The sequence below is a fragment of the Microbacterium xylanilyticum genome, assembly GCF_054654695.1.
In genome coordinates, this window is record NZ_BAAIEN010000002.1 from 3,868,537 (window position 1) to 3,894,263 (window position 25,727).

Genomic DNA, 25,727 nt, shown 5'->3' on the forward strand with positions numbered 1-25,727 from the left:
CTTTCTGTCCCGACATACCTCCATCTTGCCACCAAACACGATCCTTGACAAGGTGTCGTGACTGTGTGGTAGCTTGGTATCAAGCAGTCAAGCTCGCGATCCTGAGGAGGACCCCTTGAGCGCACATCCCGAAGCCCACGCTTCCAAGATCACCATCCACATCGACGGGAAGGACTACAAGACCGTTGCCGGCCCCACGCCCGTCACCGCGGTGAGGCAGCTCCGGAAGCCTCCCCTGCCCGACAGTGCCCAGCTCTGGCTGGACATCGACGACGCACAGGACCAGCTTCTCGAGACCGCCGGCACCATCGACCTATCCGATGGGATGCGGTTCTTCACCGATGCTGACGGCATCACGATCCGGATCGATCGCGCCGAGTACGTCGTGCATCAGCGGAAGATGACCGGGCTCGAGCTGCGGAATGTGCCGACACCGCCCGTCGCGCCCGACCGCGACCTGTGGCTCGATGTGCCGGACAAGCGCGACGTCAAGATCCAGGATGACGAGGTCGTCCACCTCAAGGACGGGATGCGGTTCTTCACTGCCCCCGGACGGATCAACCCGGGGATGATCCCGTGATGCTCCCCGACGCGGACCGCGAGTACCTCGAGCGCAGCGGGATCGCGTACCGGGTGTTCGAAGCGGACGGATTGCTGAACGTCGAGCTCCTCGACTTCCCCGTGCCCGATGGTCTCAACGCCCGGACCGCGAGCATCCTGTTCCGCCTCTCCGCGAGCTACCCGGACACCCCGCCCGACATGTGGTGGATCATCCCGCACCTGACTCCTGTCAGCGGACGCGCCATTCCGGCTACTGAGGTGATCGAGACCATCGACGGCCGCAGCTGGCAGCGCTGGTCGCGCCACCTCGACCCGGCCGCGTGGCGGTCCGGGATCGACAGTCTCGAAAGCTACGTGCGCCTGTTGCGCACCGAGCTGAGCAGCGCCGCCGCATGACCGCTACGCTCCGCCTCACCACCGACCTCCACGACCGGCTCGTCGCCATGGCGACCAGCCCGGTCGAGACCGGTGCCGTGCTCATGGCCAGCCTTGTCCCCACCGACCATGACCGGTCGGCGCTGCTAGGGCTCGACCTGCTCGAAGTGCCCGACGAAGCGTACGAAGTCCGCACCGACCAGTCCCTGCAGGTCACGTCCGACGGTTACGTCCACGCGCTGAAGACCGCAGCCGCGCGCGGAGCGATGGCCATCTGGGTGCACAGCCACCCCGGGAACCACGCGATCCCCCGGCCGAGCCGGCACGACATGAAGGTCAACGAGCAGCTAGAGCAACTGTTCGGCGATCGCACCGGCTCAGGACAGTACGGGCACCTCATCGTCAGCCACCGCGACGGCGCGCTCACATTCACCGGTGCCATCACCGGACCGGTCAACGGTCCGATCGACCGCCTCTCCGTCGTCGGCGAACACTGGAGCTTCCGCAGCGACTTCGACACACCTCAATCCGAGCACCTCGAACTGTTCGACCGGAACATTCGCGCCTTCGGAACCGGGATCCAGTCCGCGATCTCCCTCCTCACCATCGCTGTCGTCGGCGCGGGAGGCACTGGATCCGCGACCGCAGAGCAACTGGTCCGCCTCGGGGTCCGGTCGTTCATCCTGGTCGACCCCGACACACTGTCGGCGTCAAACGTCACTCGGGTGTACGGGTCCAGTCCCACCGATGTCGGTCGGGCGAAGGTCGACGTGCTGGGCGACCACCTCGAGCGCATTGCGGTGGGCGTCCGCGCCGAGCGAATTCAGGGTTCGATCGTCGACGAACAGACAGCCCGCGCACTGGTCGGCGCGGATGTGGTCTTCGGCTGCACAGACGACAACGCCGGCCGGCTGCGGCTGTCCCGCTTGCCGTACTACTACCTCATCCCGGTGATCGACTGCGGGATCCAGATCCACGCCGACGCGAACGGTGTCATCAACGGCATCTTCGGACGCGTCACGACGCTCCATCACGGCGCGTCGTGCCTGATCTGCCGAGACCGCATCGACCTTCGTCTTGCCGACGCGGAAGTCCGCAGCAGCGAGCAGCAGGAGCAACTTGAGAAGGAGGGCTACGCGCCCGCACTTCCCGGCGTCGAGCCCTCCGTTGTTCCCTTCACCACGCTCGTTGCGTCGACGGCCGTCAGCGAGTTCCTCGAACGCCTCGTCGGATACGGCGACACCCCGAGCCCCACCGAGCTCATCCTGTTCATCCACGACCGCGGCGTCCGCGGCAACTGCGAGGAGCCCCAACCCGGGCACTATTGCGATCCGGCGAGCGGGAAGACTGGCAGCGACCACAACATGTTCCTGGGGTTGAATTGGGCATCCTGAGACGGCTCCGGTGCTGGCGGCGGTGGAAAGCAGACCTGCACGCCGATTCCGTCAGCGATGCACCCGAGGCAATCCGGACACGGCACGCCATCGTCGTCGGAGCCCCGACGCACCCGAAATGGCTGATCTTCGACTGCCCCTGTGGTGCGGGCCACCGCGTGATGCTGAATCTCGACAATGCACACCATCCGCGGTGGCGGTTGGTCACCGCAATGCCGATGACTCTCATCCCAAGTGTCGACGAACACAGCCCAGCAGGCCATTGCCACTACATTGTCCGAAACGGCCGCATCAACTGGGTCGGAAGGAAAGACCGATGACATCATCAGAGACGCCCGCATTCGACGGTGCTGCAGAAGAGCCGTCCGCGCAGACGCCCGCCTACGTTCGGACGCCGACGACGGCGCCCGGTGGCGCGCCCGCTTTCAGAGTCCCTTCGCGCACCCCGTTGTACGAAGCCATGAATGCACCGCGTTACGCCCGCCAAAACTTGATCAAGGAGATCGAGCAGATCACGGCGACGACGCTGATCTGTTATGTCTCTCCGCAGCTGGAGATCGGCCGTGACGACGTCGTCGGCATGGTCGATCTTCTCTACAACACCAAGCCGGGCACACCCATCGACCTCCTCTTACACTCGCCAGGCGGGAATATCGACGCCGCCGAGAAGCTCATCACGCTCATTCGCAAACGTGCCGGCATGGCACCTGTGCGTGTGATCATTCCCGACTACGCCAAGAGCGCTGCGACCCTGATCGCCCTCGGTGCAGACACGATCCTGATGTCCGACTCCTCCGAGCTCGGCGCGATCGACCCTCAGGTTGCGCTGCCAAATGGCAATGGGCACCTCGAGCCCATCTCTGCCCAGAGCTACCTCGATGCGTTCTACCTGCACGCGGAGAACCTCAAGGAGAATCCTGACGATCCGGTCGCGAGATTGATGCTCTCGAAGATGGAGCCGGCCACGGTGAGGAAGCTTGAGCGCGTCACAAAGCGGTCGCAGGCGATCGCCGAAGCACTCCTGATGGACGCAATGGTCGAGGACAAAGCCGAAGCCGCCGAGATCGCCCGCCAGCTCAGCGACACGAAACGTTGGCACTCGCACGGGCAGATGATTTCCCACGAGACCGCTCGCGGTCTTGGCCTCAACATCACCTACCTCTCGCCTCACGATGTGCTGTGGATCAAGTACTGGTCGCTCTACTGTCTTCAGCTCACGGCCGCCGACGGAACCCTCAAGCTGTTTGAAGGCTCGTATGCTTCCCTCCCGATCGCCTAGCCTTGATCGGCACCACAACTCGGTCCGCTCCGGGCGAATCCGGAGCGCCACCGTCGCCGCCACCTCTGTCATCACCATCGCGGCGATCTGGTCGTTGATCATCAGCGTTCCGGGCCTCGCTGTGGTGTTGGACCTACTGTTCGTCATTGGCGTTGTCGCAGTAGCACTGGTCTCAGTTCCGATCGGCATCTTGATCGCCATCGAGCTGCCGCCGGTGAAGCCGCTGGCCGACGTCTCGATCCTCGGCAAGAACATCGTCGGGTTCGGCAAGCTCGCTATCGGCTTACTCGCCTTCTTTGGCAACACCGCCCTTGCCTGGATCATCGCTCTGAGCGTTGCAGCGAAGCCCGACACCGACGTGGCCAGCGTTCAAGGCCAGCTCTGGCCGCTGCTCGCGTCACTGGTCGGCGCAATCGCGTACGTCTTCTGGGTATGGATCGCGATCGACCTCACGCGCGCGGGCCGCCAAGCGCGAATGAATACAGTGGACTCACTCGCCGATCGAACAATCGCAAGGACAAGTCAGCTGGCCATCATCGACCGTCCGACACGTCGCTTCGCAAAGTAGGTGGTCGGCGGTCCATGGTGGCGAACCCTGCTCGGGTTCGTGATCGCGCCCACAGTTCTTGTCGCCGTCGTGACCGTTTTGGTCCGGTGAGGATGCCTCCACGTCCCCCGTATTCGCCTCTGTGACGAGCGGATGGCTGCGACCAACCGGCGCCCGAGAGGTCTCGGGCCTCGCGAGCGAGCGTGACTCCCCGGATTCTTGGTGTGTGTACGGAGTTTTAGTCGATGAGCTCGCGTAGCCGCACGAGTTGGAACCGCGAGACCTCGTCGGCGGTCTCGTCTTCCGCGAACACGTTCGACACCAGCAGGGCGTCGTCGCGGTCGAGGTAGCCGATGGCCCCGAGGGTGCCGAACAGCTCGCCCCAGTCCACGTCGCCGGCGCCGATGGCGAGGTGCTGGTGGATGCGGGCCGCGTTGCCGGGCGGGTTGGAGATGTACCGCAGGCCGTGCGAGCGGCGGTGGTCGAACGTGTCGGCCGTGTACACGGCGCCGAGCCGGTCGCCGAGCTCGGGCAGGAGGGTGGTGGCGCGGTCGCCGTAGTGGAACGTGTGGGATGCCACGTACACGAAGCCGATCGCGCTCGAGTTGAGGCCGCGCAGCACGCGCCACGCCTCGAGGCCGTCTTCGACGAAGTCGTCCGGATGCGGGTCGATGTTCAGGCGCAGCCCCTCGCGCTCGATGATCGGCAGCAGCTCCTCCATCGACCGGTAGAACGCCGCTTCCGAATCTTCGGCGCGTTCCGGCCGGCCGGAGAACTCGGTGTTGATGACCGGCACCCCGAGTTCCACCGCGAGCTGGATGATGCGCTTGTAGTTGCGCACCGCCGCTTCGCGCTGCGGCTCGTCGGGCCACGAGATGCGCTGCACGGGAAGCAGGGCCGGAATGCTCACACCGGCATCCGCGGCCGCCTTCTTGAGCTTCGCGACGAGATCGTCGTCGGCCTTCGGGTACCGGAAGAACGGCGAGAAATCGGCGTGCGGCGTCAGCTGCAGGTGCTCGTAGCCGAGCCGCGCGGCGATCTCGGGGAACTCCAGCAGGCCGAAGTCGTGGTGGTAGGGCGTCGGGTCGAGGGCGATGCGGACCATGGTGTCTGGGTCGCTTCCGGTCAGGCGTAGAACGCCGGTCGGGCTGCGGCATCCACCGTCTGCACGCCGCCCTGCAGGGCACGGACCCCGGCCTCGCACGCGAGGGCCACGAGGTAGCCGTCCCAGGCGTTCGGGCCGTCGACGAGGGTGCCCGCGCGCACGGCGTTCACCCAGCGCTGGATCTGCGCGTCGTACGCGTCGGCGAAGCGGGTGGTGAAGCTCACGTGCTCGCCGACCGAGAAGCGGCCGTCGTGCCACTGCTGGAGACCGGCGGGCTGGCCGATGCGGGCGATGCCCTGCTCGAACACGGCCTCGGTGGCGACCTGGTAGCCGAACTGCACGCTGACGTTCATCTCGACGTCGACGAGCACGCCGTTCTCGAGCTCCATGATCACCAGGATCGGCTCGCGCAGGTGCTCCGGCGACAGCGAGTTTCGACGCGGGTACTTTACCTCGACGGTCTTGACGGGGGATCCGGCGAGCCACGGCACCACGTCGAACTCGTGCACGACGGAGTCGGTGATGAGCATGTCCTGCGTGTAGCTCTCCGGCACCGACGGGTTGCGGTGCGCGCAGCGGAGCATCAGCAGCTCGCCCTCGTCGCCGGAGGTGATGAGCTGCCGCAGGGCGGCGTACTGCGCGTCGAACCGCCGCATGAACCCCACCTGGATGTGCGGGCGGTCGAGCTTCTGCTCCAGCTGCAGGATCAGCCACGAGGATGCCGAATCCGGCGTCAGCGGCTTCTCGCACAGGATCGGCAGCCCGGCCTCGAGCGCGGGAACCAGCACCGGCTCGTGGAACTTGCCCGGCGTCGCGATGAGCACCGCGTCGACGGCGTCGGCGGCGAGGGCGTCTTCGATGCGGCCGAACGCCTGCGAGCCCGGGGCGTTCTCGGCCGCGGCGGCCGCGCGGCCGGCATCCGGCTCGACGACGGCCGAGACGACGGCGCCCGAGATGCGGTTGGTGATGCGGGCGATGTGGTCGGCGCCCATGAGGCCGGCGCCGACGACGCCGACGCGCAGATCCGTGGTCATTTCAGTGTCTCCTGAGGTTTTCAGTGCTGCCGGGCGAAGTGGGTGCACGCGAAGATGTGGTCGCGCGTGCGCTGGGCGATCGGGAACGGACGGTCGACGTCGCAGCCGTACATGTCCTGCTCGACGATGGCGAAGATGTCCGGGTCGATCGCGGCGACCGCCTCGATGATGGGCGCGAGGTCGGGGACGCCGTGCGGCGGCTCGATCATGATGCCCTCGGCGACCGCCTCGGCGAACGGGGTGTCGTTCTTGAGCACGTCGAACAGCAGGCTCGTGTCGACCTGCTTGAGGTGCAGGTAGCCGATGCGGTCGGGGCGCTCCTGGATGAGCGTGACGTTGTCGCCGCCGTAGTAGGCGAAGTGGCCGGTGTCCAGGCACAGGTTGGTGTACTGCGGGTCGGTCTCGTCGAGGAAGCGGAGCACCTCGCGCGTGGTGCCGACGTGGCTGTCGGCGTGCGAGTGGAACTGCTGCTTCACCCCGAACTCCTCGAGCAGCGCCTTACCCAGACGGTCGTGGCCGGCGGCGAGCTTGCGCCACTGCTCGTCGGTGAGCGTGCGCGCCTCCAGCACCTCGCTGGTGGCATCGCTGCGCCACAGATCGGGGATGACGACGAGGTGCTCGGCGCCGAGCTTCGAGGCGAGCCCGGCGACGGCGAGCGCCTGGTCCCAGGCGCGCTGCCACTGGTCGTCGCCCTTGTGGAAGCCGGTGAACACGGTGCCGGCGGACAGCTTCAGGCCGCGGGAGCCGAGCTCGTCCTCGAGCTGGTGCGGGTCGGTGGGCAGGTAGCCGTACGGGCCGAGCTCGATCCACGTGTAGCCCGAGGCGACCACCTCGTCGAGGAACCGCTGCCACGGCACCTGATTCGGGTCGTCGGGGAACCACACGCCCCACGAGTCGGGGGCGGTGCCGATGCGCAGGCCTGCGCCGGTATTGACGCGGATGCCGGCGTCTGCGGGAATGGTGTCGGTCATGGGTGTTCTCCGTGGGTGGTGTCAGCCGAGCAGGGGGCGCTGGGCGGCCGCCTGCTCTTCGTATTCGGCGCGTGCCCGGCGGGTGGATTCGAGGGTGGATGCCTCGGCCACCGGCACGTCCCACCAGCCGGCGCCGTCGGGGGCGTAGACCAGCGGGTCGCTGTTGATGTGGATGAAGGTCGAGCGCTCGGATGCCTTGGCATACGCGATCGCCTGCTTCAGGTCGGCGATGGCGGATGCCCCGGGCTCGATCTCGACGACGTCGAGGCCGTAGCTGCGCGCATTCATGGCGAGGTCGACGGGGAGCACGTCCTCGCCCTGGAAGTTGCGGGCCTGCGGGTCGTAGGCCCGGTACTTGGTGCCGAAGCGCTGCGATCCGACGGTCTCGGACAGGTGCCCGATCGACGCGTAGCCGTGGTTCTGCACGAGGATGACGATGAGCTTGATGCCCTCGGCCACGGCGGTGACGAGCTCGGTGTTGAGCATCAGGTACGAGCCGTCGCCGACCATGACGACGACCTCGCGCTCGTCGCGGTCGGCAAGGAGCCCGCGCTTGGCCCCCAGGCCGCCGGCGATCTCGTATCCCATGCACGAGAACGCGTATTCGACGTGGTAGCCGAGCGGGTCGCGCACACGCCACAGCTTGTGCAGATCGCCCGGGAGGGATCCGGCGGCCTGCACGATGACGTCGGCCGGGTCGAGGGACGACTGCACGGCCCCGATGATCTCGGGTTGCCCGGGCACCGCGAGGCCGGACGGTGCAAACGCGGCATCCACCGCGGCATCCCACTGGGCCTTCTCCCGAACGATGCGGTCGGCGTAGTCGGCATCGATCTCGTAGCCCTCGAGTTCCATGGACAGCTCGGCGAGGGCCTCGCGGGCGTCGGCGATCACCGGCAGCTGCGAGCCGTGCTTGTACGCGTCGAACGAGGCGACGTTGATGTTGACGAACACGACATCGGGGTTCTGGAATGCGGTGCGGGAGCCGGTCGTGAAGTCGCTGTAGCGGGTGCCGATGCCGATGACGACATCCGCCTCCGCGGCGACGCGGTTGGCGGCGAGGGTGCCGGTCGCGCCGACCCCGCCGAGGTACTGCGGGTGGTCCCAGGCAAGTAGGCCGCCGCCGGCCTGTGAGGTGCCGACGGGTATGCCGGTGGCCTCGACGAGCTGCCTCAGTCGATCCTCGGCGCCGGAGTACAGCACCCCGCCGCCGGCGACGATGAACGGCCGCTTCGCCCCGCGGATCGCGGCCACGGCCCGGGCCAGCGGTCCGTGCTCGGGAAGCGGCCGGCGAAGGTGCCACTCGCGGTCCTGCAGGAACTCCACCGGCACGTCGAGCGCCTCGGCCTGCACGTCTTCGGGGAGCGCGATCGTCACCGCACCGGTCTCGACCGGGTCGGTGAGCACCCGCATCGCGGCCAGCGCGATCGAGAAGAGCTGCTCGGGACGCTGTACCCGGTCGAAGAAGCGCGACAAGGGGCGGAACGCGTCGGAGACCTGGATGCCGATGTCGTGCGGATGCTCCAGCTGCTGCAGCACCGGGTCGGCGACGCGCGTGGCGAAGGTGTCGCTGGGCAGCAGCAGGGCGGGCAGGCGGTTGGAGGTCGCGAGCGCCGCGGCGGTGAGCATGTTGGCCGCTCCGGGGCCGACCGATGCGGTCGCGGCGAGCGTCGCGCGGCGGCGGTGCATCCGTGCGTATCCGACGGCCTCGTGCACCATGGCCTGCTCGTTGCGGGCCTGGTAGTACGGCATGAGGTCGGGGTCAGTCACGTTGGCCTGCTTCAGCGCTTGCCCGATCCCGGCCACGTTGCCGTGCCCGAAGATCCCGAGCATCCCGGGGATCGTGCGCTCCCGGATGTCGCCGTCGACTGTCCACTGATGGGCGAGGAACTCGATCAGCGCCTGGCCGACCGTCATGCGTTTGGTCTCAGCCATGGGTGCGGGCCTTCCGGGTGTCGTTCGTGAAGGGGAGGCGCGGGTCGAGCTGCTGGTCGTCCCAGCTCGCCCGCACCCACGCGTGGGCGGGGTCATCGCTGATCAGCCAGACGCGTTCGGGGTCAGGGCCCGCCATGACGTTGAGGTAGTACAGGTCATAGCCGGGCGCCGCCACAGCGGGACCGTGGTAGCCGTACGGGACGAGCGCGATGTCACCGGTGCGCACCATCGCGTCGATCTCGATCTCGCCCGCCGGCGAGGAGTAGGTGCTGAACATCCCGAAGGCGGCCTCCGGCGCAGCATCCGCCCCCGCGACCGTCGCGGACTCGAAGTAGTAGATCTCCTCGAGCCGTGACTCGTGACCGGGCACGTGCTCGTCGTGCTTGTGCGGCGGATATGACGACCAGTTCCCGGCCGGCGTGATGACCTCGCACACGATGAGACGGGCGGCATCCAGCGCGGCCGGCGTGCCGAAGTTGTGCACCTGACGGCTCGACGCGCCCTTGCCACGCAGCTCCACTGGAGTGTCGGATGCCGCGATGTACTGCGTCGGGCGCACGACGTCGGTGGGGCTCGCGGCGACGGCGACCCGGCCCGTGCCGGTGAGACGGCCGGTTGCATCCGACGACAGGTACAGCACGTCGGTCGGCCCGGCGAACACGCTCGGGCGGCCCTGCAGCCTCGTGGTCACTGAGCCCGTCGCACGGCCCCCGCCGTGGGTCACCGTGAACGAGCCCGCCAGGGGTACCACGACCCGCTCCACCCCGGGGCCGCCGAGGTCGAGCTCATCGCCCGCGGCGAGGTCGGCGATGCGGATGCCCGTGTGCTCCCATCCGGGGGTCGTCTCGTCAACGACGCTCTCCCACCCGTCGCGGCCCAGCTGCCCGCGACGATGGAACCAGTGCTGCTCGGTCATTTCCTTCTCCTGCGGCCCTGTGTTCGAGGGGTTCAGGGCGATGCGCCTGCCGGACGCGGGACGGGGTCAGTTGTTCTGCGGGAAGCCGAGGTTGATGCCGCCGTGGGTGGCGGGGTCGAGCCAGCGGCTGGTGATGGCCTTCTCGCGGGTGAAGAAGTCGAAGCCGTGCACGCCGTACGCCTTGGCGTCGCCGAACAGGGACTGCTTCCAGCCGCCGAAGGAGTGGTAGGCGACCGGGACGGGGATCGGCACGTTGATGCCGATCATGCCGACCTGGATCTCGTTCTGGAAGCGGCGGGCGGCGCCGCCGTCGTTCGTGAAGATCGCGGTGCCGTTGCCGAACTGGCCGGAGTTGATGAGGTCGACGCCCTCTTGGAACGTGTCGATGCGCACGACCGAGAGCACCGGGCCGAAGATCTCCTCCGTGTACGCGCGGGACGTCGTGGGCACGTTGTCCAGCAGTGTCGGGCCGAAGAAGAAGCCGTCTTCGGCGCCATCCACCGTCAGGCCGCGGCCGTCGACGACGACGGTCGCGCCATCCTGCTCCGCGATGTCGACGTACGAGGACACCTTGTCGCGGTGCATACCGGTGATGAGCGGCCCCATGTCGGGCTCGGGGGCGGAGGCGCCGTTCCCGATGCGCAGTTTCGCGATGCGCTCGGTGACCTTGGCGATGAGTTCGTCGGCGACGGGCTCGACCGCGAGGACGACGGAGATCGCCATGCAGCGCTCGCCGGCGGCCCCGTACCCCGCGTTGACCGCCATGTCGGCGGCGAGGTCGAGGTCGGCGTCGGGGAGGACCAGCATGTGGTTCTTCGCCCCGCCGAGCGCCTGCACACGCTTGCCGTGCTTGGACGCGGTCTCATAGATGTACTGCGCGATGGGCGTCGAACCGACGAACGAGATGGAGGCGATGTCAGGGTGCGTGAGCAGCCCGTCGACGGCCTGCTTGTCACCCTGGAGGACCGTGAACACGCCGTCCGGGAGGCCGGCCTCCTTCCACAGGGCCGCGATCCATAGGGAGGCGGACGGGTCCTTCTCGCTCGGCTTGACGACCACCGCGTTACCCGCGGCGATCGCGATCGGGAAGAACCACATCGGCACCATCGCCGGGAAGTTGAACGGGCTGATGATCCCCACGACCCCGAGGGGCTGCTTGATCGAGTACGCGTCGACGCCAGTCGACGCGTTCTCCGAGTACGCCCCCTTGATGAGGTGCGGGAACCCGGTCGCGAGCTCCACGACCTCCTGGCCGCGTAGGATCTCGCCCATCGCGTCGGAGAGCACCTTGCCGTGCTCGGCGGTGATGATCGCGGCCAGCTCGGCCTTGCGGGAGTTCAGCAGCTCGCGGAAGTTGAACAGGACCGCCTGGCGCTTGGCGATGGAGTAGCCCGACCACACCTGGAATCCGGCCTTCGCCGAGGCGATGGCGGCGGCGATCTCGGCGTCGTCCGCGAGGGCCACCTGCGCCTGCACGGCACCGGTCGCGGGGTTGAAGACGGGGGCGGTGCGGCCCGAGGACGAGGCCACGGCCGCCCCGCCGATCCAGTGGCCGAGCACGGGCACGGCCCGGTCGTCGGCGAGGACGGGGGAAGTGAGGGTGGAGCTCATCGGATGTGCTTCTTTCGTCGAGGGTGAGTCAGAGTGCGGTGTGCACGAGGCCGGCGGCGATATCGACCGCCGCGGCCACGTTCCCATCCGGCGGGTACAACAGGGTGCGTCCGACGGTGAGGCCGCGCACGCCCGGCAGCGACAGGGCGTTCTCCCACGCCGCGAACGTCTCGTCAGGGGCGACGCCCGAATCCCCGCCCAGCAGCAGCGTGGGCATCGTGGTGGCCGCCATCACGCGCTCCATGTCTTCAACCACGGGAAGCTTCATCCACGTGTATGCGCTCGAAGTGCCGAGGCCGGACGCGATCGCGACCGACAGGATGACGGCATCCGTCGACAGGTCGTTCACGATGCGACCGTCGACCCACCGGCTCATGAACGGCTCGAGCATGATCGGTAGCCCTGCGGATGCCGCCTGCGTGACGGCATCCGCCGTCGCCTGCAGTGTCGGTGAGGTGCCGGCATCCTCGAGGTTCACGCGCATCAGCGTCTTCGCGAAGTCGATGCCATTGCTGACCATCGTGGGCACGTCGTACCCGGTGTAGCGGTCGTCCATCTCGAAGTTCGCACCGCGCAAACCGCCGCGGTTCATCGACCCGACGACGATCTTGTCGTCCAGGAGTCCGAGGCCGGCGAGGTCGTCGATGATGTCCGGGGTGCCGAGCACACCGTCGACGCCGGGACGGCTCAGGGCGACCGCCATCCGCTCGAGCAGGTCATATCTGTCGGCCATCGCAGTCGCGTTACGGCCAACCGAGAGCGCTCCACGGGCAGGGTGGTCCGCCGCGACGATGAACAGACGCCCGTCCCCGCGCGATAGCTCGCGGCGGCCGCGCGATGAGAGCGCCCGACCAAGCGCCGCCGGTTCAAGAGCTCGCAGCTCGCGGAGCCGTGCAAAGTCGGCGTCGGTCACCAGGGCGTCGGTCATGATCCGACCTCCACGGCGAGGAGTCCTTCGACCTCTGCGGTCGTCGGCATCGCGGTGGAGCACTCCAGACGCGATGCCACGATCGCGCCCGCCACGTTTGCGAAGCGGAGGATGTGCTCGAGCCCCCAGCCTGAGAGCAGCCCGTGGCATAGCGCGCCTCCGAAAGCATCTCCCGCGCCGAGCCCGTTCAGAACGTCGACGGGGAGCGGAGGCACTTCGACCGTCTCGTCGCGGGTCTTCGCGAGCACACCCTTCGGCCCCTGCTTGACGATGGCGAGCTCGACGCCGCGTTCCAGCAGTGCGTCGGCGGCGCGCATCGGCTCGGTCTCGCCGACCGCGACCTCACACTCCTCGCGGTTACCGACCGCGACCGTCACATGCTCGAGCGCGTGAGCGACCTGCGGCGCCGCGTCGGCCGGATCCGCCCAGAACATCGGGCGATAGTCGAGATCGAGGATCGTGTGCTGGGCCCCATTGCGGGCGCGGAGCATCGCGAAGTGCGCCGCGCGGCTCGGCTCCTGGCTGAGGCCGGTCACCGTGAGCCACAGGATGCGGGCGCGCCGGACGGCGTCAAGGTCGAGGTCCGACGGCTCCAGGTTGAGGTCGGGCGCCTTGGGGTCTCGGTAGAAATAGAGCGGGAACTCGTCGGGCGGGAAGATCTCGCAGAACGTGATCGGCGTCTTCAGGCTCGGGTCGACGGCAACGTATCGGTTGTCGACGCCCAGGCGGTCGAGTTCGCGCAGTAGATATCGCCCGAACGGATCGTCGCCGACACGAGAGAGCAGCGCCGCGTGGTGACCGTGCCGGGCCGCGGCAACGGAAACGTTCGCCGCGCTGCCGCCCAGGTACTTGCCGAAGGTGTCGACATCCGCGAGACCCACACCGCTCTGCAGCGGATAGAGGTCGACCCCGAGCCGACCTGCGGCCAAGACATCGAAGGACAGGGAGGTCATCGGCCACCATCCATTTCTGTGCCCGCGAACGACGCCCGCGGGGTTGAGGTTGGGAGCGCGCCGAGTACTCGCATGCGGGTATCCGGGAGTATCACGGCCGGCATCACTTCTCTGCTCCGGCGACCATGCCGCGGATGAAGTACTGCTGGAGGAAGATGTAGGCGACGACCACCGGGATGACCGCGATCAGCGACGATGCCGCCGCCGCGCCGAGGTTGCTTGACTGGGTGGCGAAGAACGACGCGATCGAAGGGGCGATCGTCCTCATCGACGGGTCGGTCAGAAGGTAGCCGGATAGGGCGTATTCGTTCCAGATGTTCACGCTCGTGAGGATGATCACGGTGGCGGTGACCGGTTTCAGAAGGGGGAAGATCACCTGGAAGAAGATCCGTATGTGCCCCGCTCCGTCGATCGACGCAGCTTCCTCCAGCGAGATGGGGATCGTCCGGATGAACGCGGCGTAGAGGAAGATCGCGAGCGGCAGCTGGCTGGTCACCATCACGACGATCACACCCCAGTACGAATTGGTTCCCCCAAGGTTCGCCATCAGCGTGTAGAGCGGGACCAGTATGCTCAGCGGCGGCACCATGATCAGTGCGACGATCAGCGCGTAGATGAGCTTGTTGAACCGTGTCGCGTAGCGGGCCAGCGGGTAGGCCGCGAAGGCACCGAGAACGCAGGTGACGGTCGTCCCGATCGCGGTGACCACGACGCTGTTGAAGATCGCCCGTAGGATGTTGCCGTCCGTGATGGCGCTGGCGAAGTTCTCCCAGGTAATGCTGCTCAGCGGCAGCGTGATCTGCGGGGACGTGTCGCTGGGTGACTTGAATGCGGTCGTGACGGCGATCCAGAACGGCAGCAGCTGCACGAGACACATGAGGACGAGTGCTGCCCAGAGAATCACGTTCAGTGCGCGGCCGGAGCCCCGCCGCGGTTCCGGGGCCGCCGAGTCGGGCAGGATCATGGCACGGGTTTCGGTTGCGACGGTCATGTCACACCTCCTCGAGGCGACGCCGGTTGAGAGCGCCGTTGAGTACGACCGTGAACAGCACGATGACGAGGAACAGGACGACGCCCATGGCGGCGGAGTAGCCGGCGGCCTGGTTGTCGAAGTAGACCTTGCCGATCAGCGTTGATACGGACTGAGTGGAGTATCCGGGGCCGCCGTTGGTCATCACCTTGATGACGTCGAACAGTTTCAGTCCGCCGATGAGGTTGAGCACGATGCTGGTTGCGAACGCCGGCTGCAGCAGCGGCATCGTGATGTGCCAGAACCGGTTCCAGCCGCTGGCCCCGTCGAGCATCGCGGCTTCGTGGTACATCGTCGGGATCGACTGCAGACCGGCGAGATAGATGATCATTGAGATGCCGACGAACTGCAGCGAGTTCACCGCGACGATGATCGCGATCGCGGCGGTGGAGTTGGCGAGCCACGCCTGCCGGGTCCCGCCGAGCGCGACCACGATGTCGTTGAGCGTGCCGACGTTGTACTGGAAGAGCAGGTAGTACATCGTGCCCATGATCACGGGCGACACCAGCACGGGCAGGTAGATGATCGCGCGCAGCGTGTTCCGACCACGCAGGCCGCGGTCAAGCGCGAGGGCCAGCCCGAGCCCGAGCGCCTGCTGGATGATCGTGCTCCCGATGCCGTAGATGAACGTGTTGAGCATCGCGGTGCCGAACACCTGGTCGCTGAACAGGCGGAGGTAGTTGGCGAAGCCGACGAACGACGAGGTCGGCGAGTATCCGTCCCAGTTCTGGAAGGACAGGATGAACCCCTGAATGAGCGGGTACGCGGTGAAGACGATCAGCAGCAGCAGCGCCGGGAGGTAGAACAGGCTCACCCGGCCCGGGCCGGACCCCCGCTTGCGCGGGGATCCGATCCGGGTCGGCGCCGAGGCGCGAGAGGCGACGGACATGACCGTTCCCCTATTGCTTCTGCCCGTACAAGCTCTGGAAGTCCTTGCCCACCTGGTCCGTGCCCGCGGCCGGCGTCGACTGACCGGTGATCACGGAGTCAGTGGTGGTGACAAGGGTGTTCCACAGGCCGTTCGGCAGGTAGACCCGGTCGAAGTACGGCACGAGCGGCGACTTGGCCTTGACGACCCACTGGTCGTAGCTGGGCTGCAGCTTCCCGAGGTCCACCTTCGCGGTGGTCAGGCCCGGGACGCCTCCAGCCGCGACGGCGAACGTCTCCTGGTTGGCGGGCTGAGCGAGGAAGTCGAGGAACTTCTTGGCGTCAGCCAGGTTCTTCCCCGTCTTCGACGCACCGTACGCGATGCCCTCACCGCCGATGAGGTACGGCGTGCCGGACTGGGTCGGGATGGGGAAGAAGCCGATGTTCGCGTCCGGCGAAGTCGTGAAGGCGTTCTGCGCCGAGGTGTTCTGGCTGAACACGAACGCGGCTTGCCCGGCCCCGAGCGCCTTGGACACGTCAGCTGAGGTGGCCGACGAGTAGTCGGGGTTGATGTATCCAGCCTTCGCCCACTTCTGCACCTGGTCGAGGATGGGCTTGTAGGCGTCGGACTGGAAGGTGCCCTTCTTCAGGCTGGCGAGCTGATCCTGGCTGTAGAAGCCGGGCGCCATCCAGTCGATCAGGTTGCCCGCGGGTCCGTTGTCCTTGCCGGACACCGCGATCGGCGTGACACCGGCGGCCTTGATCTTCGCCGCGGCCGCGTCGAACGCGTCCCACGAGGTCAGCGTGGCCGGGTCGACTCCGACCTTCTTAAGCACATCCGCGTTGTAGAGCAGGCCGGTAACGTCCGCGACCATCGGCAGCGCGTAGATGTTCCCGCTGCTGTCCCGCATCGACGGGTCGAGGATCTTGTTCACGTCCTTGTTCCAGCTCTCCCCCTGCAGCGGCGCGAGGAACTGCGAGTAGCGGTCGCGCGACCACCCGTGGGTCTGCCAGATGTCTGGGGCGTTGTGTGCGGCGAGCATCACCTTCAGGTCCTGCTCGTAGGTGTTGGTGGACGGGATCAGGTTGAGTTTGACCCCCGGGTTCGCCTTCTCGAAGCTGTCGGCCATCTTCGTGAGCGCCGCCAGCTGGGGTGAGCCGGCGGCCATGTTGGTCTGAACCTGCAGAGTGGCGCTGTCGCTTCCGCCGCCGCTGCTTGAGCAGCCGGCGAGCATGAGCGCGCCGGCAGCTGCGACTGCCGCGATCGACACGATGCGTGAAACACGTGACGTCATTGTCGGGACCTTCCGTCTCTGGATGCAATCCGCCGCCAACGTGGCGACGTCCAGCACTTTACCCGCGTAAACTGCTGGTTCGCAACACTTTGATCTGACACTCAATAGAACCCCTGAAATACAGGGCTCATGGAGGATCCTGAGACCTCCTAACTTCCCGCGTGGAGGGGTTGATGCGCATAAACCTGTGTGTAAGACTGTCCGCCGGAAGACTTGACAGCGCACTCGACGGCGAGGACAGACCCCCGGCGTCGGGTGCCACCCAGGCGGGCCCATGCCCGCGGGAAGGACCACCATGGCAACGATCGGAATCGTGGGCGCCGGCCAGTTCGCCGGCCAGTTCGCGGCCCTCTTCAAAGCCCACCCCGACATCGAGAAGGTCTTCGTGACCGACCTCGTCCCGGAGCGCGCGACCGACATCGTCGAACACGAAGACCTGGACGGAACGTTCGAATCGTTCGACGCGCTGCTGGACAGCGACGTCGACGCGATCGCCCTGTTCACGCAGCGATGGACGCACGGGCCACTCGTGGTCCGTGCGCTCGAGGCCGGCAAGCACGTGTACTCCGCGGTGCCGATGGCGATCTCGGTCGAAGAGATCGGCGCGATCATCGAGGCGGTGAAATCGACGGGGTTGGTCTACATGATGGGCGAGACCAGCTACTACAACCCCGCGACGGTCCTGGCACGACAGAAGGTCGCCGAGGGAGCATTTGGCCGCATCTTCTACGCGGAGGGCGACTACGTCCACGACATGGACCTCGGCTTCTACGCGGCCTACCAGTACAGCGGGGGCGACGACTGGCGCGCGACCGCTAGCTATCCCCCCATGCTCTACCCCACGCACTCGATCGGCGGAGTTCTCGGCGCAATCCCCGGACACGCCATCAGCGTGAGCTGCCTCGGGATCAAGGACGACCGCGGCGACGGAGTGTTCGACAAGCAGGTCAGCCAGTTCGACAACGACTTCTCCAACGCCAGCGCCCTGTTCGAGCTCGACAACGGCACCGTCATGCGAATCAACGAGATGAGGCGTGTCGGCTACCCCGCCCCGATCCGGGAATCCCGGTTCCGCTACTTCGGCACAGAAGCCAGCTTCGAACAGCTCGCGACGGTCAGCCTGTGGCAAGACCGCTACGACATCGTGGACGTGTCCGAACAGCTGGAGGCGGCACCCAGCGTCGACCTCGACGATCCGTCCCTCGCACACGTCGACCCCGAACTGCGCCGCGCGTTCGTATCCGGGTATGCGCCGATCCACGACGTCGAGCGAGTGCCGGTCGAGTTGCGCCCGCTGCCTAACGGGCACGAAGGCAGCCACCATTTCCTCGTCGACGACTTCGTCCGTGCCATGGTCGATCGAACTCTCCCTCCGGTGAACGCCTGGGTCGCCGCCCGCTACACACTCCCGGGGATCGTTGCACACCAGTCCGCACTCCAAGACGGAGCACGCCTCCCCGTCCCCGACTTCGGGGACGCACCGTCGGCTAACTAGCGTCAGCGGCGACCGAAGCCCTGCGAGAGTAGCCGACACGTCCGGCGAGCTCGGCTACTCTCGCAGGGACGAGCTCACCACAACCCACGAGGCCAGACCATGCGAAACCCGCAAACCACGCGCAGGATCACCCGCGCAGACGTGGCCAGGCTCGCAGGCGTGTCCACCGCCGTCGTGAGCTACGTTCTGAACAACGGCCCCGCACCCGTTGCTCCTGCCACGCGAGAACGCGTGGAGAACGCCATCGAGGTGCTCGGATACCGCCGCAACGCCAGCGCCCGCGCCCTCGCGACCGGCTCCTCCCGCCTGCTCGGCGTAATCCTCCCCGACATCGGCAACCCATTCTTCAGCGAAGTCGCGCTTAGTATCGAGGCGGCCGCGAACCTCCACGGCTACGCCGTCCTACTGTCCAACAGCAATAACGAGCCGCACACCGAACTCGACGCGATCCAGAATCTCGTAGAACGCGGGGTAGACAGCCTCCTGCTCAGCAGCGTTCTTCCCGTCCCCGACGTCACCGTCGCGCAGCGGGCGAACGTCCGAACGGTGCTGCTGAACGTGTTCATGCCCCGACCCGGATACCTGACAGTAGGGGTCGATGCCACTGCGGGCGCATATGCGGCCGTCTCGCACCTCATCGATCATGGACACCGAAGCGTCGCCCTCATCATTGGACGAGTGAATTCGCCAAGCCTGGAAGCTCGCGAAGAGGGGTGGCTTCGCGCGCTGGACGATGCCCATGTCAACCCCGGGCCCATCATCCGCACCGCCTTCAGCCGCGAAGGCGGACACGAAGCGGCGAAACGCATGTTCAGCGCGCGCGAACACCCCACCGCGGTCTTCATCAGTTCCGACCTGCAGGCCGTCGGCGCCCTGTCCGCCCTGCACGAGCTCGGACTGCGCGTGCCGGAAGACATCGCCGTGATCTCGTTCGACGGCACCGCCGAGTCGAAATTCGCTATCCCGGCCTTGACGACCGTGCGGCAACCGATAGCTGAGATGTCCACCGCCCTGGTCGAGCTTGCTCTGTCCACAGCGCCCAGCGACGAGCACCGATCCTTCCCGACCGAGCTCATCATTCGGGAATCCTGCGGCACGAATCACCCGACTGACCATCGGCGGAGGGTCCCAGTCGCCGACTGAGTCATCTGGAGCCCGGACGTCTCCTGCTCCCGGGACGGGCCCGCGAATCCTCGCGGGCAACGACGAGGAGCATGTGCATCGACGTGGTCGACACAGGGATGGTTTTAACCCGGTCGTGGCTTCGACATCTCCATCTGGTCGGGGTCTCGACCTCGCTCCACCGCAGGGCGACGAACGAATCCGCGTCGTCGAGCCGCGGCACTGTGAGACGTACGGACCAACTCAGACATACCAGGGTTGCGATGGCCGACGTCGCGGAACGCACCGGCGTGTCCACCACCGCGGTCTCCGTGGTCATGAACGACTGAACGGGCACGAGAATCTCAGCGGCCTCGCAGCACACCTGCTCCTCCACGCGGAGCCGCGGGTGGGCGATCACCTCGTGCGGCCACCAATCCGAGTCAGAGGATCGGCCAGTATGGACCTCGAGCTCCGAGTCCCGTTCCTGCTTGCTCAGAGCTCCCGGCCCGACTGGCGCATCTGACGCCGAGGTACCAATTGGCTACTCGCCTCGCTTGCTAGTCGGTGGGTTAATGCGGTCATCGTGCGCGCTACGCCCAGAGATGCTCGCTGATGACGTGTCCGAGGGCGTGTCCGACGCGCGGGGTCTCGACAATCGCACAGCGCCTCGCGGCGCGCACCGAGCGACGAGTCTCAACGGGCTGGACGTTGAGCATCGCGGCGACCCCGGCCCTGAGAATCAGGGACGCGCCCGACCGCGGGTGGACAATTGCGACATGACGGACGCGGTCGAAGCGGTGTTCCGGGATCTCGCGGGGCATGAGCTGGCACTGTTGGCGGCTGCAGCCGAGCCGTTCCGTCTGAGCCGTCATCTGGGTGCGCCTGCAAGATGGCCAGTGTGGGACTTCGTTGCCCGGACATTCGCACGAGAGCACGGGACCGAGCATTCTCCGGAAGAGATGCTGGCGAGCCTTCCGATCGGCCGCGCGATCGATGACCGTGGCCCCTACCGCCTCTATTGGCTCCTCGACGTCACGCAGGACGGCGTCCCGAATGACGGCAGCACGTTCGGGCTGACGATCGCCGGTCTCCATGCGGTCCGCGCACACAACCCGCAGCTGGGCGAGATGGCCGATCAGCTGGCCACCTTCTACGGTGCACTGGCTCGCGAGGCGGGGCAGATCCCTGCGACGCCGTATGAGGCCGCGTCGTGGCAGGCGCCCCTCATGGACTTCACCGTGGGGGTTCGCTCGCCGGGATCGGTCCTCCCACTGACGCTCGGCGCCGGGTCGATAGCCGCCATCCTCAACAACGAATCGGAGCCCGTTCGGTCTGTCGAGAGCGCAGACGGATACCGGTGCGACCTTCGCGGTCGAAGGCTTCGCCCGTTCCTCGGGGTGACGACGGCTCCGGAGTACCTGGCCGTCGCGTGGAGAGACGGTGACCGTGCCGTCGGCGATGTGTCTCCGTCTCCGCTCACCCTCATCCAGACGATCGACTACCTCGGATACGTCTTGGAGGCGACCGACCATTGGAAGGCTAGCGGACATCCCGAGCATCTGATCCAGATTCGCAGCCTGAGCGCTGCCGCAGCTCTCGGACAGGACGCGGCCACGGGCGCGGACTTCGACAACCGGATTAGTAGCCTCTGGACGATCATCGACCACTTATCCCTCCCGGCCGTCCCGCTTGAGACGGCGAACCGCCAATTCGGCGGAGCGAACGGTTCGGTTGCGCGGCTCGAGTACGCCCTCGGCCAGATTGTCACTGAGTCGCCCTATACCGATCAGGTGCGCGCGGCTCTTGGTGTCATCCGCGATGTCCGGGATCTCCGCGTTGCCGCTCAGCACGACACGGACGCGACTCGCGCGCGGGGCGCACGAGCACGTAGCCACTTCGGCCTGACTCCGATCCCGGTCTCGTGGGGAGGCGATTGGGACACTGTTCGCGGTCTGGTCGCTCGCGCATTGTCGGACATCATCGACGCCGTGCAAGCTGAGAACTGACCCGCCGACAGGATCGATTGCCAATGGACGGCGCCGGTGAGGAGCGACCCACGAGCAACTATGTATGGTTCGATTTCGATCAGGTCGACTTCGTCACCTCGGACACGCACTTCGGCCACGCCCGGATCAGCGAGCTCGCTGGTCGCCCCTTCGCCACGCTCGAGGAGATGGATGCCGAGCTGATCCGGCGCTGGAACGACATCGTTAGTCCAGATGACGTCGTCCTGCACCTCGGCGACGTCGCGCTTGGCCCGATCGACCAGTCGCTGCCCCTCACTGCGCAGCTGAACGGGCGCCGGTTCCTCATCCCGGGAAACCACGACCGCGTCTCACCGGCCACCCAGTCGAAGCACGCGATCGAACGGTTCACAGCGCTGTACGAGGACTCGGGGTGGACGATCCTCCCCGAGATCGTCCAGGGCACGCGGCGCGGATACCCGCTGCTCGCCTGCCACTACCCATACCGCGGCGATACACAGGAAGTCGACCGACACAGCACGCATCGCCCGGATGACGAGGGCGTCCCGCTGATCCACGGACATACGCACGCCCGCACTCACGGTGCGGACGGTCACCAGTTCCACGTCGGTGTCGACGCGCACGACTACGCCCCGATCCCGTTCGCCGTGATCGATGAGTGGCTGGCGAGCCTCCCGCGAGACGAGACCCCGCTCGAGACGGCGATCCGCGAAGCCCGCACGCTCATATTCGATCTGGACAACACGCCGTGGCCAGAGATGGACCAGCTGTTCTACATGCAGGGATACGACGGCCTGCGGGTCGTGCTCGAGGAGCTCCTCAACGCGATCGAAGGACGCCCCGACAAGCCCAAGTCTGCGTAGTGGTGACCGTCGCGTTGCCCACCGGTCGCAGCAGCCCTCGAGATCTCCTGCCTGTCAGCCGCCGCCCTTGTCCGGCTCGGCATCGCCCCGGCGGGCGGCGAGACCGGCAACCAACGCGGCCAGGTCCATATCGTCGCGTGCGGCGCGTGCGGCGAGTTCGGCCGCGGCGTCGGCGAGGGTGTACATGCGCTCCCACGTGAACTCACCGTGCCAGATCGCGGCGATCGACCGCCGCGTGTAGGTGCGCTCCTCGCCCGGGATAAGCCAGCGTTCGTCGCCGCCGGGGGTGAGGAAGTAGTCGACGTAGCATTCGCCGCACGGGAGCCGGTATAGACCGGGTTCCGTCGGCGATGATGCCAGCGCCTCCTCCGTGAGCTCCTCCAGCATCCTGCGGTATTGATCGGCCTCGTCCATGCTCCACCCTCCTCGCGACGGCGAACCGAGAAGTCTCTCACCGTCCGCCGACATTGCAAAGGGGCCACCCGGTCGGGAGGGTTGTCCGTCTCGCCGGCAGCGGACCGCAAGGTGCGAGTCTCCTCGCGCCCGTGGGGACGCAGCAGGGATGGCAGACCTTGCAATGAGCAGCTCCGCGCCAATCGAGGTCCCCGCCCCGGAAGATCTAGTGATGTATGGCGGACCGCTAGACATCGCTAGATTTCACTAGACATCGATGAGCCGCCTCCGATGGAGATCACGAAGTCGGGCATCTTCTCGAGCGTTGGTGTCAGAGTGTCCACGGTTTCGTTACTCTTCTGCCATGGCTGTGTTGGCGCGGGATGTGTTGTGGGAGCTCGCAGCGAGTCAGCATGGTTATGTCACCGCGCAGCAGGCAGGCGATCTTGGGGTCACCCGGCGGGCATTGAATCAGCTCGCTGCGCGAGGCACCCTGGAGCATGCTGCGTTCGGTGTCTACCGGTTCCCGCGGTATCCGTTCTCCCGGGCCACCCCGTACATGCTCGCGGTGCTGTGGACGCGCGCGCCGGAGGCGGTGCTCAGCCACGAGACCGCGCTCGACGTGCGCGAGGTGTGCGACGTGAACCCTTCGGTGATCGATGTAACCGTCGGGAAGGGTCGTCGGCTGCGCCGTCAGGGCAGCGAGCAGTACGTGATCCATTTCGAGGACCTCGAGCCGGCCCAGCTCGCCTGGTGGGAGGAGGTGCCGGTCGTGACGCTGGCCACCGCGATCGCCCAGTGCATCGAGTCAGGCACGCCGACCTATCTGCTCAGCCAGGCGATCACCAACGGCCGCAGCCAGGGATACCTCACCGCCCAGGCGCGCGACCAGCTCACGGAACAGCTGACCGCCCACCGCGGCTGATCGATCACAAGCTCCCCGACAGTCACGTCGCCTCGCTCGCGCCCGAGCCTGACTACCGCCGTGTGGATGGGGGCAGCGGGTGTGGTCCTCCGCGTGGTCTGAGGAGGACGCCGGCGGCGTGGAGGCGGCGACTGACGGTCATGGCGCTGCAGCCCACGGCCGCGGCGATCTCGGTGGTGCTCCGCCGTTCCGTCTCATACAAGTGACGGAGGTGCTCGATGTCGAGCTGCAGCCGCACGGGCCGACCGCGGCGGGTCGGCTGCCCGCTGGCTGCGAGGGCGCGGGAGACGGTCTGCCGGGAGACACCCTCCCGTGCGGCCAGCGCGTAGGTCGAGACCCCACCGGCATAGTCGGCCGCGACCCGCGCTTGGGAGGTGAGGGCGCCGCGTACGGGACGTGCGGAGGCCCACGGTGCCGGAGGGGTTGCAGGCGCCGCGTGTTCCGTGCCCGGCTCAGGATCGAGGGGTGGGGTCCAGGTGAGAGGCTCATCGATCCGGTGCTCAGCGAGGAAACGCCGGCCTTCCGCGGCCAGCGCATCCCGTACCGCGACCGGCAGCCGGGCAGAGAAGGCCCGGATCTCGATAGGGGACGGCACCGGCTCCGCGGGGTCATGGGGCGTTGCCGGTGCGCCGCCGGTAACCGTCTGGTGCAGGGTGGCGCGTGCGAGGGCCCATCGTGGTCCCGCGCCGGGGCGGACGTTCAGGTCCCGACACAGGTCGGCCCACCGGTCCGGGGTGAGGAGTTCGGTGCAGTCGAGGGTGCGGCGGCGGGCGTAGTCGATGGGGACGTCGTGGGTGTCGAGGTAGTCCACGAGGCGGAGGAGCGCATGGAGGGTGTCCGTCTCGTGGTGTGCGCGGCCGAGTTCCCGGACCATCTGCGTCACCCGCCGCGGCGGGGCGGCGGGGTCGAGCAGGGCGAGAGCGGCGGCGTGGGTGAGCCGGGTGCCGGTGAACACGACCGCGGCCGCGAATGCCGACGCGGCGATCGCCTGGTTCCTCCGGTGCGGGGCATGGCAGGCCATCCACTCGTCCCACAGCAGGGCGGGCACCTTCCGGGCGCGTTGCACGGGGTCGGCGGTGGCGGTCGCGGATTGCAGGAACGCGGTGGGCCGCCTGCTCCGGCCCAGCGCGGTCGCGACCAGCGTCTGCACTTGAGGGGTGTGCTGGGTGTAGGAGGTGCTGGTCGCGATGCGGCCGCGGAGCAGATCGGTGGCCATATCCGCGTCGGCGAGGGCGGTGACAGCGATCGCGTTGCCGACTGCGGCGCCCACCGCTGTGGTCGCGCCGGTCCACCCGGTCTCCGGACGTTGCCGGCGGACCAGGTCGAGGAGCTCCGCGTCGACGCCGCTCGTGTCGATCGGGTCGTCTGCGGCCAGCGCGATCCGGGCCATGCGGGCCAGCAGACGGATGTCTTCCAGGGCCGGGATCGCGGGTTGCGGTGCGCCCGCGTAGATCCCGAACGAGGCCCGGTCGGTCGCGACGATCCGCATCATCCGACGCTGCGCCGAAAGAACGGCCACGCCCGCGGCCAGTGTGGGGATCCCGGCGGTGAGGTTGGTCCGGCACCGGTCGGCGATGGGTCCCGTCCTGGCGCCACGCCCCGGGTTGTGGCACAGCCCCGGGACGGGGACCAGGGCCAGGGGGTGGCCGATCCGGCGTGGGGGCTGTCCGCATCCCGGGCACGTGTCGACGAGGATGCGGTTGTGGCGCGGGCACGCGAACCCGAACGGGAACTGCCACGACATCCGCCACCGGCCCCCGGAGTCGGCGAGGCACTCCGGGCAGTACCGGCCCGAGGTTCCCCCGGCAGGGCACCGGACGCTGATCCTCCCCTGGCGGGTGTACTGGATCGCGTGCCGGGCGAACCGCATCCTCGTCATCTCGTGGAACTCGGCCGCCAGGATCCCCGTCGCGTCCTCCAGCCGTCGCGTCTGCGCATCGGTGAGCTCGGTCGCCCACCCGTTGGCCATCCACGATGTCGTCGCGGCGGCGACGCCTTCCCGTTGGTCGATCAGACCGAGCGCGAATCCCGTTTCGTTCATCGTCGCCCCGTGCGCGGCGGCCATCGCCTCCACCCACGAGTCGAAGGGTTCGTCCGGGAGTGGCCGCACCCGGAACGGCAGCACCCGCACCTCACCGGAACCCCCCACGGTCGCGGGCAT

At 67.3% G+C, this 25,727-nt stretch carries 24 protein-coding genes; 11 read left to right on the forward strand and 13 right to left on the reverse strand.

The features are described 5' to 3' along the window. Positions 1 to 115 precede the first annotated feature (115 nt). Genes ACYQ1L_RS19200 through ACYQ1L_RS19225 form a run of 6 tightly spaced genes read left to right on the forward strand, consistent with a single transcriptional unit; the run spans position 116 to position 4,177 of the window. A complete protein-coding gene (locus ACYQ1L_RS19200; protein ID WP_294979002.1) occupies positions 116 to 580 on the forward strand; it encodes a multiubiquitin domain-containing protein in 465 nt (154 codons plus the stop codon). Beyond that, complete coding sequence (locus ACYQ1L_RS19205) at positions 580 to 957, forward strand: E2/UBC family protein (protein ID WP_294979000.1); 378 nt, start codon at positions 580 to 582, stop codon at positions 955 to 957. The genes ACYQ1L_RS19200 and ACYQ1L_RS19205 overlap by 1 nt, the downstream gene beginning before the upstream one ends. Then, on the forward strand, positions 954 to 2,330 hold the full coding sequence (locus ACYQ1L_RS19210) for a ThiF family adenylyltransferase (RefSeq protein WP_294978997.1): 1,377 nt from the start codon (positions 954 to 956) through the stop codon (positions 2,328 to 2,330). Before ACYQ1L_RS19205 ends, ACYQ1L_RS19210 begins: the two co-directional genes overlap by 4 nt. Further along, positions 2,318 to 2,650 (forward strand): ubiquitination-like system serine protease family protein, encoded by a 333-nt coding sequence (locus ACYQ1L_RS19215; RefSeq protein WP_460005596.1) that lies wholly within the window; start codon positions 2,318 to 2,320, stop codon positions 2,648 to 2,650. Before ACYQ1L_RS19210 ends, ACYQ1L_RS19215 begins: the two co-directional genes overlap by 13 nt. Beyond that, positions 2,647 to 3,609: an SDH family Clp fold serine proteinase gene (locus tag ACYQ1L_RS19220; RefSeq protein WP_294978994.1), complete on the forward strand. Its 963-nt coding sequence runs from the start codon at positions 2,647 to 2,649 to the stop codon at positions 3,607 to 3,609. The genes ACYQ1L_RS19215 and ACYQ1L_RS19220 overlap by 4 nt, the downstream gene beginning before the upstream one ends. Then, entirely contained in the window at positions 3,587 to 4,177 is a 591-nt protein-coding gene (locus tag ACYQ1L_RS19225; protein ID WP_460005597.1) for a hypothetical protein, read from the forward strand. Before ACYQ1L_RS19220 ends, ACYQ1L_RS19225 begins: the two co-directional genes overlap by 23 nt. A gap of 217 nt (positions 4,178 to 4,394) precedes the next feature. Here the strand turns inward: ACYQ1L_RS19225 and ACYQ1L_RS19230 are convergent, their stop codons facing one another. From ACYQ1L_RS19230 to ACYQ1L_RS19280, 11 genes are all read right to left on the reverse strand, one after another. Continuing rightward, positions 4,395 to 5,261 carry a sugar phosphate isomerase/epimerase family protein gene (locus ACYQ1L_RS19230; protein WP_294978989.1) on the reverse strand — a complete coding sequence of 289 codons (867 nt, stop codon included), beginning with the start codon at positions 5,259 to 5,261 and terminating at the stop codon, positions 4,395 to 4,397. 20 nt (positions 5,262 to 5,281) lie between these two features. Next, on the reverse strand, positions 5,282 to 6,295 hold the full coding sequence (locus ACYQ1L_RS19235) for a Gfo/Idh/MocA family protein (RefSeq protein ID WP_294978986.1): 1,014 nt from the start codon (positions 6,293 to 6,295) through the stop codon (positions 5,282 to 5,284). A gap of 20 nt (positions 6,296 to 6,315) precedes the next feature. Continuing rightward, positions 6,316 to 7,266 (reverse strand): sugar phosphate isomerase/epimerase family protein, encoded by a 951-nt coding sequence (locus tag ACYQ1L_RS19240; protein ID WP_294978984.1) that lies wholly within the window; start codon positions 7,264 to 7,266, stop codon positions 6,316 to 6,318. Positions 7,267 to 7,287: 21 nt separating this feature from the next. Then, the gene (gene iolD, locus ACYQ1L_RS19245) at positions 7,288 to 9,201 is read right to left on the reverse strand and encodes a 3D-(3,5/4)-trihydroxycyclohexane-1,2-dione acylhydrolase (decyclizing) (protein ID WP_460005598.1); all 1,914 of its coding nucleotides are present in this window, start codon (positions 9,199 to 9,201) and stop codon (positions 7,288 to 7,290) included. Next, on the reverse strand, positions 9,194 to 10,117 hold the full coding sequence (gene iolB / locus ACYQ1L_RS19250) for a 5-deoxy-glucuronate isomerase (RefSeq protein WP_460005599.1): 924 nt from the start codon (positions 10,115 to 10,117) through the stop codon (positions 9,194 to 9,196). Before iolB ends, iolD begins: the two co-directional genes overlap by 8 nt. Before the next feature lie 66 nt (positions 10,118 to 10,183). Further along, a complete protein-coding gene (locus ACYQ1L_RS19255) occupies positions 10,184 to 11,728 on the reverse strand; it encodes a CoA-acylating methylmalonate-semialdehyde dehydrogenase (RefSeq protein WP_460005600.1) in 1,545 nt (514 codons plus the stop codon). Positions 11,729 to 11,756: 28 nt separating this feature from the next. Beyond that, positions 11,757 to 12,656, reverse strand: a complete 900-nt coding sequence (locus ACYQ1L_RS19260; RefSeq protein ID WP_460005601.1) for a class I fructose-bisphosphate aldolase — start codon at positions 12,654 to 12,656, stop codon at positions 11,757 to 11,759. Further along, the gene (gene iolC / locus ACYQ1L_RS19265) at positions 12,653 to 13,609 is read right to left on the reverse strand and encodes a 5-dehydro-2-deoxygluconokinase (RefSeq protein ID WP_460005602.1); all 957 of its coding nucleotides are present in this window, start codon (positions 13,607 to 13,609) and stop codon (positions 12,653 to 12,655) included. Before iolC ends, ACYQ1L_RS19260 begins: the two co-directional genes overlap by 4 nt. Before the next feature lie 103 nt (positions 13,610 to 13,712). Further along, the gene (locus ACYQ1L_RS19270) at positions 13,713 to 14,600 is read right to left on the reverse strand and encodes a carbohydrate ABC transporter permease (protein WP_294981475.1); all 888 of its coding nucleotides are present in this window, start codon (positions 14,598 to 14,600) and stop codon (positions 13,713 to 13,715) included. A 1-nt stretch (position 14,601) separates the two neighbouring features. Further along, positions 14,602 to 15,528, reverse strand: coding sequence for a carbohydrate ABC transporter permease (locus ACYQ1L_RS19275; protein WP_294981476.1), 927 nt, complete (start codon positions 15,526 to 15,528; stop codon positions 14,602 to 14,604). 10 nt (positions 15,529 to 15,538) lie between these two features. Further along, complete coding sequence (locus tag ACYQ1L_RS19280; protein ID WP_294981477.1) at positions 15,539 to 16,801, reverse strand: ABC transporter substrate-binding protein; 1,263 nt, start codon at positions 16,799 to 16,801, stop codon at positions 15,539 to 15,541. Between the two features lie 295 nt (positions 16,802 to 17,096). On the opposite strand from ACYQ1L_RS19280, the gene ACYQ1L_RS19285 reads away from it, so the two are divergent. The 4 genes from ACYQ1L_RS19285 (at position 17,097) to ACYQ1L_RS19300 (ending at position 22,248) form a co-directional block, all read left to right on the forward strand. Beyond that, positions 17,097 to 18,296 carry a Gfo/Idh/MocA family protein gene (locus ACYQ1L_RS19285; protein WP_294981478.1) on the forward strand — a complete coding sequence of 400 codons (1,200 nt, stop codon included), beginning with the start codon at positions 17,097 to 17,099 and terminating at the stop codon, positions 18,294 to 18,296. A gap of 99 nt (positions 18,297 to 18,395) precedes the next feature. After that, a complete protein-coding gene (locus ACYQ1L_RS19290; RefSeq protein ID WP_294981480.1) occupies positions 18,396 to 19,439 on the forward strand; it encodes a LacI family DNA-binding transcriptional regulator in 1,044 nt (347 codons plus the stop codon). 737 nt (positions 19,440 to 20,176) lie between these two features. Beyond that, complete coding sequence (locus ACYQ1L_RS19295) at positions 20,177 to 21,406, forward strand: hypothetical protein (RefSeq protein ID WP_294981482.1); 1,230 nt, start codon at positions 20,177 to 20,179, stop codon at positions 21,404 to 21,406. Positions 21,407 to 21,429: 23 nt separating this feature from the next. Further along, positions 21,430 to 22,248: a metallophosphoesterase gene (locus tag ACYQ1L_RS19300; protein ID WP_294981484.1), complete on the forward strand. Its 819-nt coding sequence runs from the start codon at positions 21,430 to 21,432 to the stop codon at positions 22,246 to 22,248. A gap of 54 nt (positions 22,249 to 22,302) precedes the next feature. Here ACYQ1L_RS19300 and ACYQ1L_RS19305 read toward each other — a convergent pair whose 3' ends face one another. Next, the gene (locus tag ACYQ1L_RS19305; protein ID WP_294981486.1) at positions 22,303 to 22,662 is read right to left on the reverse strand and encodes a hypothetical protein; all 360 of its coding nucleotides are present in this window, start codon (positions 22,660 to 22,662) and stop codon (positions 22,303 to 22,305) included. A gap of 343 nt (positions 22,663 to 23,005) precedes the next feature. On the opposite strand from ACYQ1L_RS19305, the gene ACYQ1L_RS19310 reads away from it, so the two are divergent. Further along, a complete protein-coding gene (locus ACYQ1L_RS19310) occupies positions 23,006 to 23,566 on the forward strand; it encodes a type IV toxin-antitoxin system AbiEi family antitoxin domain-containing protein (protein WP_294981488.1) in 561 nt (186 codons plus the stop codon). A gap of 52 nt (positions 23,567 to 23,618) precedes the next feature. On the opposite strand, the gene ACYQ1L_RS19315 is transcribed toward ACYQ1L_RS19310, so the two are convergent. Beyond that, positions 23,619 to 25,727 (reverse strand): TniQ family protein, encoded by a 2,109-nt coding sequence (locus ACYQ1L_RS19315; protein ID WP_294981490.1) that lies wholly within the window; start codon positions 25,725 to 25,727, stop codon positions 23,619 to 23,621.

Excerpts from the sequence above, each read along its gene's own strand:
- ACYQ1L_RS19205 (WP_294979000.1), top strand. The coding sequence starts at position 580 with ATGCTCCCCGACGCGGACCGCGAGTACCTCGAGCGCAGCGGGATCGCG.
- ACYQ1L_RS19210 (WP_294978997.1), top strand. The coding sequence starts at position 954 with ATGACCGCTACGCTCCGCCTCACCACCGACCTCCACGACCGGCTCGTC.
- ACYQ1L_RS19220 (WP_294978994.1), top strand. The coding sequence starts at position 2,647 with ATGACATCATCAGAGACGCCCGCATTCGACGGTGCTGCAGAAGAGCCG.
- ACYQ1L_RS19225 (WP_460005597.1), top strand. The coding sequence starts at position 3,587 with ATGCTTCCCTCCCGATCGCCTAGCCTTGATCGGCACCACAACTCGGTC.
- ACYQ1L_RS19230 (WP_294978989.1), bottom strand. The coding sequence starts at position 5,261 with ATGGTCCGCATCGCCCTCGACCCGACGCCCTACCACCACGACTTCGGC.
- ACYQ1L_RS19235 (WP_294978986.1), bottom strand. The coding sequence starts at position 6,295 with ATGACCACGGATCTGCGCGTCGGCGTCGTCGGCGCCGGCCTCATGGGC.
- ACYQ1L_RS19240 (WP_294978984.1), bottom strand. The coding sequence starts at position 7,266 with ATGACCGACACCATTCCCGCAGACGCCGGCATCCGCGTCAATACCGGC.
- iolD (WP_460005598.1), bottom strand. The coding sequence starts at position 9,201 with ATGGCTGAGACCAAACGCATGACGGTCGGCCAGGCGCTGATCGAGTTC.
- iolB (WP_460005599.1), bottom strand. The coding sequence starts at position 10,117 with ATGACCGAGCAGCACTGGTTCCATCGTCGCGGGCAGCTGGGCCGCGAC.
- ACYQ1L_RS19255 (WP_460005600.1), bottom strand. The coding sequence starts at position 11,728 with ATGAGCTCCACCCTCACTTCCCCCGTCCTCGCCGACGACCGGGCCGTG.
- ACYQ1L_RS19260 (WP_460005601.1), bottom strand. The coding sequence starts at position 12,656 with ATGACCGACGCCCTGGTGACCGACGCCGACTTTGCACGGCTCCGCGAG.
- iolC (WP_460005602.1), bottom strand. The coding sequence starts at position 13,609 with ATGACCTCCCTGTCCTTCGATGTCTTGGCCGCAGGTCGGCTCGGGGTC.
- ACYQ1L_RS19270 (WP_294981475.1), bottom strand. The coding sequence starts at position 14,600 with ATGACCGTCGCAACCGAAACCCGTGCCATGATCCTGCCCGACTCGGCG.
- ACYQ1L_RS19275 (WP_294981476.1), bottom strand. The coding sequence starts at position 15,528 with ATGTCCGTCGCCTCTCGCGCCTCGGCGCCGACCCGGATCGGATCCCCG.
- ACYQ1L_RS19280 (WP_294981477.1), bottom strand. The coding sequence starts at position 16,801 with ATGACGTCACGTGTTTCACGCATCGTGTCGATCGCGGCAGTCGCAGCT.
- ACYQ1L_RS19285 (WP_294981478.1), top strand. The coding sequence starts at position 17,097 with ATGGCAACGATCGGAATCGTGGGCGCCGGCCAGTTCGCCGGCCAGTTC.
- ACYQ1L_RS19290 (WP_294981480.1), top strand. The coding sequence starts at position 18,396 with ATGCGAAACCCGCAAACCACGCGCAGGATCACCCGCGCAGACGTGGCC.
- ACYQ1L_RS19295 (WP_294981482.1), top strand. The coding sequence starts at position 20,177 with ATGACGGACGCGGTCGAAGCGGTGTTCCGGGATCTCGCGGGGCATGAG.
- ACYQ1L_RS19300 (WP_294981484.1), top strand. The coding sequence starts at position 21,430 with ATGGACGGCGCCGGTGAGGAGCGACCCACGAGCAACTATGTATGGTTC.
- ACYQ1L_RS19305 (WP_294981486.1), bottom strand. The coding sequence starts at position 22,662 with ATGGACGAGGCCGATCAATACCGCAGGATGCTGGAGGAGCTCACGGAG.
- ACYQ1L_RS19310 (WP_294981488.1), top strand. The coding sequence starts at position 23,006 with ATGGCTGTGTTGGCGCGGGATGTGTTGTGGGAGCTCGCAGCGAGTCAG.
- ACYQ1L_RS19315 (WP_294981490.1), bottom strand. The coding sequence starts at position 25,727 with ATGCCCGCGACCGTGGGGGGTTCCGGTGAGGTGCGGGTGCTGCCGTTC.